The organism is Amycolatopsis sp. A1MSW2902 (assembly GCF_017312175.1).
Classification (GTDB): domain Bacteria; phylum Actinomycetota; class Actinomycetes; order Mycobacteriales; family Pseudonocardiaceae; genus Amycolatopsis; species Amycolatopsis nivea.
Genome location: NZ_QJPO01000003.1, coordinates 819582 through 830172, shown reverse-complemented (window position 1 = coordinate 830172; position 10591 = coordinate 819582). Strand labels below are relative to the sequence as shown.

Genomic DNA, 10591 nt, shown 5'->3' with positions numbered 1-10591 from the left:
GTGGGCGAGGTAGTCGGCTACCTGCCGCTCAAACAGCGACCCGGCTTTCTTCGCGCTGGCCCGGTTCCTAGGCACGGTCGTCCTCCTCGCCGCGGAGGATGCGGGCGTCGAGGTCGCCGCGCGAGCCGTGTTGCTCGCAGTAGATCGAGCCGTGCTCGCGAAGCTCCCTGCACTGCTCGCCGTCTTCCGGATCCGTCGAGGCTTGGACCGACGCTTCGCAATAGGCCAGCTGACGGATCCTGGTTTCCTCCTGCGATTCGGGGGTGCAGCACTTGGGGCAGAAGTCGAACGGCTGGCAGTCGCACGGCTCCTCGCGGTCCGTCATGGGCTCGTCGGATCGTTCGCTAGCGGCCGGGCTCTGGTCGGTGATCACGTCCCGGATGCCGTCGAGAGCAGCCACCGCGCGGGTGCGGACGCTGTCGGGGTTGCAGCGGGCCGGGCCGAGCATCGCGGCATGGAAACCGGCGGCGTGGTCGGCGATCGCGTCGAGCTTCGACAGGACGGCGTCGCGCTCGCGGCGGATCTCGCCGAGGCGGCTCGTGCCGGTCGTGATCTGCTCCTCGCGTGTGCTGATGCACCGCAAAGCGTCTGCGAGCTTCGCCTCCGCGGCATCGGCGCGGCGACGTTGGTTGCAGGCAGGACAGAAGTCGCCGGACTGCTCGCAGACCCAGCCGAGCTTTCCGCTCACGTGATCACGGACGATCTTCAACCGCTCAGGACTGGACACCTCGTCAGATACGAGGAAGTCGCCCACCCACTCGGTTCCGCAGCGATCGCAGAACACGCCGAGGCGACACGGGTAGCGCGGATCGTTGGGGTCGCGGACGATCGCGCTGATTTCGTCGGGGTTCATCGGTTTGTCTCCTCGGTGGTGTTGTGGACGTTCTGGCGCTTCTCGGCCTCGGCGACGAGTCCGCGGAGCGCGATTGCGCGGGCGGTGTTGCCCGGCGGGGCGTAGCCGTTCCACTGGTCGTGGTGGCGGTAGCCGATCGGCTCGCGGCATAGCTGGTCGCGGAGATCGGCGTAGGAGAGGACCAGTGCGCGCCGGTCCTGCCGTCGCTGGGCGGATGCGCGGGCGACCTCGGCCCACTCGGATTCGACGCTCACCGGCGCCGCCGCCGGTCCGGGCCGTCGAGCACCACGCGGGTGCACATCTCGGACGATCCGGGACGCGACCCGCTCGCCGAGGCCGGCCCGCGAGGTCGCGGGGCGCGAGGTTGGTGGTGATCACGGTCGCGAGCCGGTTCTCGTACCGGTGATTGATAATCCGGTAGTTGATCTCTTCGACCCACTCGCTCGCCTTGGCCGCGCCGATGTCGTCGAGCACGAGCAGCGGCGCGTACGCGAAACCGGCGGAACGCGGCCTCGCCCGTGCACTCCGCTCGACGGGCGCAGCTGGGCGTACAGGTCGGCCGCGGTGACGACTTCCCAGCGGAGTTGCGCGCCGGAGGGTCGCCAGGTCTCGGACGGCGCCGTAAGCCTGGTGGGTCTTGCCGGTGCCGACGCTGCCGAGGATCGCCAGCGACGGGCCGCGCTTGATGACCGGGTTGCCGGTGCGGGCGGTGCGGGCGGCCTCGGCGAGCAGCTGCTCGCACCAGTCGCGCACCTCGGGGTGGTCGGCGGTGGCGTCGGCGTAGCGGTGCGGGACGCGGGCGAGTGTGTCGGTGCCGTGCGCGCGGTTGTCGTCGGTCCACGCGGAGTCGACCAGTTCCCCGGTGACGGTGAGGGTTTCCATGTGGGTTACCAGTCCTCGTGATAGCGGGCGGGGTCGGGTGAGGCGAACGGCGCGTAGCCGTTGGCGTTGGTCAGCGGGGGCGGTTGGGATTCCCATCCGTCGCCCTTGAGGCCAGCGTTCAAAGTCCTTGCGGTACCGCAGTTCGGGTGTCGCGTGCACGTACGGCGGGATCGCTTCGGTGATCCGCTCGACAGGTGCGCGCTTGACGGCGCGCTGCCACTCGGCGAACGCGGTCCGCTTCCCGCCCTTGCGGCCGTAGGCGGTCCAGGCTCGCTCGAACGCTTCGGGGTAGGTCGGTCGCTTCGGCTCTGCCGGAGCGGACTCGCCGGAATCGGCGAAGGTCTTTTCTTCTTTGGGAGGGGAGTGGAGGGGAGGGGAGGGGGCAGTGTTAGACGTAACGTCGTCGGGCGCGTTAGTAACGCGTCTACTGCCCCCGTCTACCTGCGGTTTCTGAGAGTTTTCCTTGCTGGCAATCGATTCCGACGCTTCTCCGATTCGTTCCCGTGCTGCTCGGAGTCGGCTCGCGCGCTGCCCGCGCGCCGTCCGGAGCGCCACCGCGCCTGCCTCGCGGCGTTTTCGGCGCGTCGACGGGTCACCTCGGCGCGCGTCGGGTTGCGTCGGTCGTCGCTCCAGTCGTGGAACTGGAAAACCGCCTTCCGCGACCCGCCACAGTCCCACCCGGACCAGCTTCGCGGCCTGAGTCGGCGTGCCGTGCATGAACGCGATCTCGTCCGGCACGAACCCGTCTGTCAGGTGCTTCGCCGACCAGGCACCGGCGCGCACCCACAGGCCGAGAGCTGCGTTACCGGCGCGGATCGCCTTCGGGTGGTCGGCGAAACCGTCGTCAACGGCGAACCAAGGCATGTGCTCTCTTTCTCTCGTGCGCCGCCAGTCCGACCGGGGCCCGGATGCGACCAGTGGTGTAAGTGGTGAGCCGGGTTGCCTCGGCGATCTCGGTGTCGGTGAGGCCGGCCGCGTGCAGCCGGGCGACGACGGTTTCGCGGTCGCGGGTGTCGAGGGCGTCGGCGGGGATCTCGCCTCGGCAGCACGCGGACACGGCCTCGGCGGTCACGCGGCAGCGTCCCTCAGGACACCGAGCAGGTACCGGTACGCCTCGGCCGCCTGCTGCCACACGACACCGTTACCGGCAAGCTTGAGCTGCTGCGCGCGGGACAACCCGGGAACACCGGTGATCCAGCCGGCGGGAAGCCCCATCATCCACTCGGGCAACGCGGGATTCAGGACATGTCCGCCGCGTGATCCGGGAACGGTAGGTGCGGGTGCTGGCCGTCCGAGGATGGCTTCCCATCGGCGGATTGCGGGGTGTAGCCAGCCCAGTCGACAACTGTCGGGCTAACCCGTTCAGAAGTGGCGTGCCGTGACCGGTGGTTGTGTGTCCCCCCGTCGCGTCCCCCACAGTCGGAGTCGGAAGCATCTTCACAACCACATCCAGGTCCGCGCCGCTCTGATGCCCGTTCCCTGGCTTGCCGCCGCGTCGGCCGTGGCCATTCGGGCTGAGACCCGTATTCGGTGTCGGCAGCAGGTGTAGCGCTGTTTCCAGCCGGTTCTTCGGGTTTCCGGCGTCGAGCTCCCGCTGTGACGGGCCGTTCATGTTCGCCAGCGGAGTCGGCAGCAGATGCTCCACCTCGTCCGCGAGCGTCGGCCCGTGCCCGCCGGCTTTCCGCTTGTCTGGGTGCTGGCTCCCGCCGTTCACCGCCAGCTGCGCGTCGGCGTCTTCAGCAACCGCGAGGAGGAAGAACCGCTCGCGCTTGTGCGGGGCACCCACGGCGGAAGCGGGTAGGCAGACCCACGCGAAGCGATACCCGCACGCGGCCAGGGTGTCGGCGACTCGTCCGAGTTCAGCTCCAACGACAGCTGGGACGTTTTCCAACAGCACGTATCGTGGTCGTAGTGCGCGAATGCATCGGTCCACTTCGGGCCAGAGCGCCCGCTCATCTTCGGCACCTTTCCGTTTGCCAGCAAGGGAGAACGGCTGGCACGGCCAGCCAGCGAATAGCAACTCGATCGGGGCGAGCAGCGCGACCAGGTCCCAGTCAACGGCCGTAATGTCGCGCAGGTTCGGCACACCCGGGTAGCGGTGCGCGAGCAGCGCGGACGCCGCCGGGTCGATGTCGGCAAACCACACCGGCTCGGCGTCGAACACCTCGGCCGCCGCCATGTCCAACGCGCCCGTGCCCGTGAACAGGGACCCGGCTTTCATGAGCCCTCCATGGTGAGGTAGCCGTGGACGTGTCCAAGGTGGACAGCGTGCGGCCGGTCGCGTGCGCCGAGCTTGCGGACGACGCTTTTCGCGTGGGTGCGGATGGTTTCGACGGACAGCCACAGTTCGGCGGCGATCTCCGCATTGGTCTTGCCCAGTGCGGCACCGCGGAGCGTCTGCTGCTCCCGCTCGGTCAGCCGCGGCCGGTCGCCGCTCACGGCTTGTTCCCATGGCCGTTGACCCGTGAGGGCTGCACTCCGGCGGCGCGCAGCAACCGGTGCACCGTCCTCCGGCCGATGTTCAGCTCGGCGCGGATAGCGGCGATCGGGTCGCCCCGCTGGTACATCTCGACCAGAAGCTCCGTGTCGATCGGCTGCCCGGCCGGGCGCGGCGGCTTCCGCTCGGCGGGTTTCGGCGCGTGCTCGGCGATGATCGCGCGCACCTCGGCGACAGTGGTGTATTCGGTGTCGGCGGTGAGGTCAGCGGCGATCGAGTGCGGCGAGGTGCCGCGCCGGTGCTCGGCGACCACGCGCCGGATGATCCGGTCCTCTTTGGACAGCAACGGCGGTTCGTTCGCCGCCCGGATTCCCGTGTCCACGACCCCGGGCCGGGTCGCCTTGATCACCATCGTGTTGCGGGGCGCGGCCATCATTCACCGCCCGCGGTGGTTTCGGCGGATTCGGTGCCGCCGGTCAGCGCGGCTACCTCGGCCTCGATGACCTTGCGCCGCTCGGGGTCGGCGGTTTTCCACTCCCGCTTGAACTCGGCGATGCGGGACTCGGCCGTCTCGACGAGCGGCTGCACGACGAACACGGCACTTTTCCCGCGCGAGACGAGCAGCGGCACTTGCCGCCGCTTGTCGAGGTGACTCAGGTGGGAGATGCGTGTCCCGCCGACCTCCTGTCCGCCGAACCGAACCGAGGTGTCGCAGTACAGCGTCACACGACGCCCGACGTACGTTGCCGCGTCGGGACCCCAGCACGCGACGAGCACACGCCGCATCGACTTGCCCGGCCGCCAGACTCGCGGGAACTCGGCGAACTTGATATTGACGGGCTGCTCGTCGTTGCCCGCGGTGACCCGCTCGACTGTGAACGTGCGCGGCCCGCCGAGCAAATCGACGGCGTCGAGCTGGTCGCTCGTCGGGGCGATGGTGTCGGAGAGGTCCATTAAATCCTCATCTCCATAAGGGTGATCCGCTCGGTGGCGGGGAGGCCGTCGGTTTTCGCGAGGTAGTCGGCGGTCATCTCGGCGGCGGCGACCTCGAACCGCTCGACGGCGGCGATGATCGCGGCGTGCCATTCCGGGTCGGGCAGGACTCGCTTGTGCCACATCGGCATTCCGCCGCAGAACGAGATGAAGTCGAGCCACGCCCGGCCACTGACGAGCAGACCGGCTTGACACTGCGCCATGTACTGCGCGGGCACTTCGTCCGCGAGGATGGTGCGGAGGTGGAGTTTGGAGCGGCGCGACTTCACCTCGATCAGGCCGTCGTCGCCGACAAGACCGTCCGGCGAGTAGCCGAGCTGCCACGTGGTTTCCTTGCGGTGCAGGAAACCGACCTCGCGGACGGGGCGGTCGTAGACCTTGGCGTACAGGTCGCGCGCCCGTGGCTCGTCCTCGATGCCGCGCAGCATGTCGTCGCCGACGAAGGTGGGGTCGACGTATCCGGTGATGCGTTCGGCGACGAGTTGCGCGGTGATCCCGCGGCTCTGGTCGTTGGCCGCGGGCTTCCGCGTCCTCGGAGTGACGAGCTGTCCGACGACGGACGAGGTCACGATGCCGCGCCGCTGCTCGTACCACTCGTCGGAGCCCTGGATCACGTCCGGGTATTCGATGAGGGTCATGTCAGGGACTCCACCGGTGCCCACTGCTCGCCGTACTTGCCGTCCGTGAACGCGTGCAGTGCGTGCAGCGCGTGGTTAGCGCCCCGCGCGACGCCGATGGAGTGAGCGACGTCGACGCCCTTTTTGGCCTCTGCCAAGTACTCGTCGCGGATTTCGGCGATGCGCGCGACCGCCGATTTGATCTGCCGGATTTCTCGCTCGTTGCTGGGCATCACACCCACCGCCCGTCGCGCAGCAACTCGAACTCGATGTCGCGGTCGTCGCCCTCGGCCTGCTCGTTCCGCAACCTGGCCAGCAAGCCAAGTTCGGGGTGACCGGGCGACCCGAACGCGCAGTGGTGGCACACCCGTTGCAGCTCGGTGCGAGCGTCCGCGCGGCTCTCGTCGGGGCGCGGGTACAGCTGCACCGTCACAACGTGGTTGGCGAGCCCGCACTCTTCGCAATCCTCGGGTGCCGCCGACTGAAGCTGCGCCGTGGCAACGTGTTTGCGGTGCTTGCCCACGTAGCCGGTCGTGGTCGCGCGGACCGCGTACTCGGTCTCGGCGTCCACCCGGGCCAGCCCGACCACCAGCGAGCGACCGGTGTCGGTGATGCATTCGCCGCGCCGCGGGTCCCACGCGGTGAGGCCGACGCGCTCAAGGTCGAGCAGGACATCGGTCCGCCACAGGACATCGTCGGGCGCGTAGCCAAGCACGCCGCATTCGACGGCGAGCAGCGTTTCGAGCGCCGCCCGATGCGGGGCGCGGGTGCCCGTGAGATACTGCACGAATTCGATCATTGGATTTTCCCGTTTTCCTTTGGTCGTAGCCCGTTCCGTGTGTCCGCACGGGGCGGGCTTTTCCTTATGCGGCAGGGGATTGCGCTTCGCGGGCGGCGCGTCGGGCCAGCGCGGCGAGGATGATGCGGGCCCCGCGGGCCAGTGCTGCCGGATCCTCGTAGGCGTAGACCGGTTCAGGTTCCGCCGAGCGTTCCCATGCCTCCGCAGTTGGTGCACTGCTTGTCGCCCTTGCGCCGGTCGTTGGGGTCGACTGGCACCGTTCCGTTGCCGTTGCACGGGCCGCAGGGGTAGCGGTTGGCGGAGCTTGTGTTGGCGCGCTTGCCGGACACGGGTCAGGCCGCCGTGACACTGGTCTGGTCCGCGGTGAGGTCGGCGGCGGTGACCCGGAGCGTCTTGCACAGGGAGCGGAAGGCGGCGGGGCCGGGCGAGCGGTTGCCGATCTCCCAGTGGCCGACCGTGGACGGGGCGATGCGGAGGATCGCGGCGAGCTTGGCTTGGGTCAGACCGGCGTCCTCGCGGGCCAGACGGATCTTGGTTCCGTCGATCTTTCTCGTTCGCATGATCGCCACGTTATGCCCAGTTTCGCCACGTCGTCAACGCGGAAAGCGGCGTTACAGGGCATTTAACGTGGCGAAACATGGCCGAGTAACGCATGGACGTGGCGATACGACGTCTACTGTGACCCAGAGCACACCTAGACTTGCCACGTTTTGCCACGTTACCCTGTGGTTATGGTCGAATACCCCGAACAAAGCCTCGGCTGGTGGATAGACAAGCGGCGCAGTCAGCTCGGGCTCACCCTCGTCGAGCTGGCCGACGCCGCGGGCATGTCGCGCGAGACGATCCGCGCAGCAGCAGCCGGCCGCCGCCTGCGGCCTACGAACAAACGTCTGCTGGAAGACGCCCTGCGATGGGAGCCGGGATCCGTGGACGCCATCAAGCGAGGCAACGAGCCCACGTCGATCGCGGAACCCGCGCCGATCCGGCGCCCGGACGGCAGGACGGATGCAATCGCTGCCGTGCGCGCGCTGCTCGACCTTGCCGTGTCGCTTCGCGAGGCCGGCGACGACGCGGAAGCGGAGTCGACCATCGAGACGGCGACGACGATCGCGCGGCGACGTGGCGTGCTCCCGCAGCTGGCCGACGAGATAACCGCAGCTAGCGGGCGCTAGGGCGTTCGAGTGAATCGCTCCGGTGCAGGTTAACGCCCGCTATCTGCCGAAATATAGAACGCATGTACTAATCCAGATGGGGAGACGGAGAACCGGGCATGCGTTACCGGGTTTGGCTGGCAGTGGCGTTCGCCCTCGCAGCATCGTTCGTGGTGGTCCAGGCCACCTATCTTTTTGTCGAGGGCACGCAGCTCATCCGCCCGGCAGTGTGGGACATGTCGATAGCGACGCTCATCCTGTCCGGCGTCGCCACCATCGGGCTCGCGGCGCACGCGCGCACCGTCCGGGAGATCACGCGCCGCATTGACCTCGCCGAGCGCCGCGCGATCATCCATGTGCTCGACAACGACGGAGCGGACCCCCGGCCGCTGCGGGTGGTGCGCTAGCGCCGCCGCCACTCGACGGATACGCGTTGTTCGACAGAGTTTCCGGAGCCCTTGCCTGTCGGGCGCCGCCGGAGCGTGACGCGCTCGACGTACTCGCGGACGAAAGCCCGCTGCTCGTCGAGCGTCATGTCTGGCCACGCCTCGCGCACGACCGCGATGTTCGGAAGGGATTCCCGCGGTGCGGGAAGCGCCGCGAGTTCGCTCATCAGCGTTCGCTGTTGGGCGTCGAGTGCCGTGCGCGCTTCCCGCCACTCGCTCATCGTCAGCGCGCCGGGTGTTGCCCACTCGGCGGCCAGCTCAAGGCGCTGACTGTCCACGGTGGACAGTGCGTCGGTCAGCTGGTCTCGCCGGTCGGCGTACTCGTCGCCGCCGAAGTGCGCGCGGAACTCCGGGCTGTCCAGCTTTTCCCACAGTTGGTCGAGCACGTAATCGTCCACCCGGGCCATGACCGCGGCGACGCATCCCCGACCACCCTTGACGTTGTGGCAGAAGAAATAGGGCTTCGGCTCGCGTGGCGTCTTGCCCGGCACCGGCTTGACCGTCTTCAGGGATCCGATCAGCTGCGCGTTGCAAACGCCGCAGACAATCAGACCGCCCGTCAGCAGGTACTTGCGGCCGGTGGATCCAGTCAGGCACGCTTGGCTCACCTCGTAGGGCCCGCGGGCGCCCGTCACCACGCGGGGCCGCGACAGCTTCGCGCACACGGCGCGCCACTCCGCCGGCTTGATGATGTACTCCCAGTTGCCCTTGCCGGCGACCTCTTCCCGGTAGACACGCAACCCGGCTATCGCCGGTGTCGTGAGGAATGCCTTCACGGTCGCCCCCGTGATCTTGCCGCCCCGCGCGCTGCGAACGCCGCGATTTCGCATGTCGAGTGCGATGCTCTTCATCGACCAGCCGGACAGCACGCGCTTGGCCGCAAGCTGTATCTCAGCCGCCTGCTCGGGAACGATCTTGTACGTCTTGCCCTCGCGTCGGTAGCCGAACGGCAGCGAGGCGGGCGCGTTGCCGCGGGCCGCGTTCGTGGCGAGCTTGTCGTTCACGCGCCCGCGGAGCTTGCGCACCTCGTGCGCGTTCAGGACTGCGCGAATGTCCGCGATCTCGCTGTCGACCTGCACGATGCCCTCGCGGCGGCAGTGCAGCTCGTGGACCCCGCCGTCTACCAGCTCTTGGGCGAGGTGAAACCACCGCACCTTGTTGCGCTCAATGCGGGACTGCTCGGCGACCCAGATGTGCGCGACCGCGCGGCGCTCGACGGCTGCACGGAGCCGGTCGTACTGCGGCCGGATCACGTCTTCCTTCTCGCCGCTGAACCCGTCCTCGGCGTAGATCTCGATCGGCAGGTCGGGCCAGCGGGAGGCGGCATACTCGCGCCCCTGGTACTCCTGATCTTCGATGCTGTCCGGGCTGGACTCGGAAATGCGCAGGTAGAGCGCCACATGCTGGGTCACGTGACGAGTCTGCCCTAGAGTGCGTATTGACAGCAAGCGCCCTTGCGGGTGCCGACCAATACTCGAACTCCAGGCATGCTTTCTCCCTGACAACGGCCCTGTGACCTGGTTCAACCTAATCTCGCCAGCCGCGCGCCGCCTCTCCATTCTTGCGCTCCCTCCGACGCCAGCGGGGGCAGCGCGACCAGCACCGGAGGCGACCACGAGGGCGCGACGTCGAGCCGGACGTCCTGGCGCAGCGGCACCGGCCCGGCCCGGATCCGCACCGGCCGGGCGGCCGAGCCGACCGCCTGCACGCTCGGCGCGAGCTGCGCGCGCGGATCGGCAGCTGATGGCAGCGCGCAGGCCAGCAACCGGTAGGTGCCAGCGGGCACGTCGACGAGCGCGAACTCCAGATCCGGCCCGAGGAGCGAGCCGCTGACGGGGACGCCGCGCGCGGACGACGCGGCGAACAGTCCGACATAGACCGCCGGGGCTCCGTCGAGCGCGGCGACCGCCGCCGGACTCAGCAGCGCGCGGCCGGTGACGGCTCCGCCCGCGCAATCCGGGCCCGCGACCCGTACCGGTTCCGGCGGGTGCTCGGCGAGGAGGCCGGGCAGCTGCCGGAACCGGTGCGGGCTCACCCCGACCGCCGCGGTGAACCGCGTGGTGAACGTGCCCGGCGCGGAGAACCCGACCTCGTGGCAGATGTCGACCACTTTTTCACCGGTGTCCAGCAGCAACTCCTTGGCGAGCTGGAACCGTTGCGCGGCAAGGAATTTCCCCGGCGGCAGGCCGATCTCCCGCTCGAACGCGCGCGCCAGGTGAAACGGGCTGTAGCGGACGTGGTCGGCCACGTCCTCGAGCGTGAGCTGCCGGGTGCGTCCGGCAGTCAGGAACCTCGCAGCCTCCAGCACGGCGTCCCGCATGTGCACACCTCCTCGGATGTGCCCGCCATGGTAGATCCGGGGACCGACAATTCCGGGGCGTCCGCCATCGGCGGGACCGAGGACGTGGATAGG

Annotated in this window: 16 protein-coding genes; 3 read left to right on the top strand and 13 right to left on the bottom strand. The window is 68.8% G+C overall.

The window, feature by feature from the left end; translation table 11 throughout:
- Positions 1–67: 67 nt before the first annotated feature.
- Complete coding sequence (locus tag DMP23_RS46810; RefSeq protein ID WP_337819744.1) at positions 68–853, bottom strand: hypothetical protein; 786 nt, start codon at positions 851–853, stop codon at positions 68–70.
- Positions 850–1107 carry a hypothetical protein gene (locus tag DMP23_RS46805; RefSeq protein WP_337819743.1) on the bottom strand — a complete coding sequence of 86 codons (258 nt, stop codon included), beginning with the start codon at positions 1105–1107 and terminating at the stop codon, positions 850–852. Before DMP23_RS46805 ends, DMP23_RS46810 begins: the two co-directional genes overlap by 4 nt.
- Positions 1108–1417: 310 nt before the next feature.
- Between DMP23_RS46805 and DMP23_RS46800 the strand changes: the two genes are divergently transcribed.
- Positions 1418–1756 (top strand): hypothetical protein, encoded by a 339-nt coding sequence (locus DMP23_RS46800; RefSeq protein WP_337825121.1) that lies wholly within the window; start codon positions 1418–1420, stop codon positions 1754–1756.
- A gap of 823 nt (positions 1757–2579) precedes the next feature.
- Here DMP23_RS46800 and DMP23_RS46795 read toward each other — a convergent pair.
- The 9 genes from DMP23_RS46795 to DMP23_RS46755 all read right to left on the bottom strand — a co-directional run bounded on the left by DMP23_RS46795 (position 2580) and on the right by DMP23_RS46755 (position 7141).
- Positions 2580–2807 carry a hypothetical protein gene (locus DMP23_RS46795; protein ID WP_337825120.1) on the bottom strand — a complete coding sequence of 76 codons (228 nt, stop codon included), beginning with the start codon at positions 2805–2807 and terminating at the stop codon, positions 2580–2582.
- 69 nt (positions 2808–2876) lie between these two features.
- On the bottom strand, positions 2877–3956 hold the full coding sequence (locus DMP23_RS46790) for a DNA cytosine methyltransferase (RefSeq protein WP_337825119.1): 1080 nt from the start codon (positions 3954–3956) through the stop codon (positions 2877–2879).
- Positions 3953–4174, bottom strand: a complete 222-nt coding sequence (locus DMP23_RS46785; RefSeq protein ID WP_337819738.1) for a helix-turn-helix domain-containing protein — start codon at positions 4172–4174, stop codon at positions 3953–3955. The genes DMP23_RS46790 and DMP23_RS46785 overlap by 4 nt, the downstream gene beginning before the upstream one ends.
- Positions 4171–4605: a hypothetical protein gene (locus DMP23_RS46780; protein ID WP_337819737.1), complete on the bottom strand. Its 435-nt coding sequence runs from the start codon at positions 4603–4605 to the stop codon at positions 4171–4173. Before DMP23_RS46780 ends, DMP23_RS46785 begins: the two co-directional genes overlap by 4 nt.
- Positions 4605–5126, bottom strand: a complete 522-nt coding sequence (locus DMP23_RS46775; protein ID WP_337819736.1) for a hypothetical protein — start codon at positions 5124–5126, stop codon at positions 4605–4607. The genes DMP23_RS46780 and DMP23_RS46775 overlap by 1 nt, the downstream gene beginning before the upstream one ends.
- Entirely contained in the window at positions 5126–5803 is a 678-nt protein-coding gene (locus tag DMP23_RS46770) for a lambda exonuclease family protein (protein WP_337819735.1), read from the bottom strand. The genes DMP23_RS46775 and DMP23_RS46770 overlap by 1 nt, the downstream gene beginning before the upstream one ends.
- Positions 5800–6015, bottom strand: coding sequence for a hypothetical protein (locus DMP23_RS46765; RefSeq protein WP_337819734.1), 216 nt, complete (start codon positions 6013–6015; stop codon positions 5800–5802). Before DMP23_RS46765 ends, DMP23_RS46770 begins: the two co-directional genes overlap by 4 nt.
- A complete protein-coding gene (locus DMP23_RS46760) occupies positions 6015–6581 on the bottom strand; it encodes a hypothetical protein (protein WP_337819733.1) in 567 nt (188 codons plus the stop codon). The genes DMP23_RS46765 and DMP23_RS46760 overlap by 1 nt, the downstream gene beginning before the upstream one ends.
- Before the next feature lie 332 nt (positions 6582–6913).
- Positions 6914–7141 (bottom strand): helix-turn-helix domain-containing protein, encoded by a 228-nt coding sequence (locus DMP23_RS46755; RefSeq protein ID WP_337819732.1) that lies wholly within the window; start codon positions 7139–7141, stop codon positions 6914–6916.
- A 171-nt stretch (positions 7142–7312) separates the two neighbouring features.
- Here DMP23_RS46755 and DMP23_RS46750 point away from each other — a divergent pair, with 171 nt between their 5' ends.
- Positions 7313–7753: a helix-turn-helix domain-containing protein gene (locus tag DMP23_RS46750; RefSeq protein WP_337819731.1), complete on the top strand. Its 441-nt coding sequence runs from the start codon at positions 7313–7315 to the stop codon at positions 7751–7753.
- A 98-nt stretch (positions 7754–7851) separates the two neighbouring features.
- The gene (locus tag DMP23_RS46745; protein WP_337819730.1) at positions 7852–8139 is read left to right on the top strand and encodes a hypothetical protein; all 288 of its coding nucleotides are present in this window, start codon (positions 7852–7854) and stop codon (positions 8137–8139) included.
- Here DMP23_RS46745 and DMP23_RS46740 read toward each other — a convergent pair.
- Positions 8136–9737 carry a recombinase family protein gene (locus tag DMP23_RS46740; protein WP_337825118.1) on the bottom strand — a complete coding sequence of 534 codons (1602 nt, stop codon included), beginning with the start codon at positions 9735–9737 and terminating at the stop codon, positions 8136–8138. The genes DMP23_RS46745 and DMP23_RS46740 overlap by 4 nt on opposite strands.
- Positions 9701–10498, bottom strand: a complete 798-nt coding sequence (locus DMP23_RS46735) for a helix-turn-helix transcriptional regulator (RefSeq protein ID WP_337825117.1) — start codon at positions 10496–10498, stop codon at positions 9701–9703. The genes DMP23_RS46740 and DMP23_RS46735 overlap by 37 nt, the downstream gene beginning before the upstream one ends.
- Between the last annotated feature and the right edge of the window lie 93 nt (positions 10499–10591).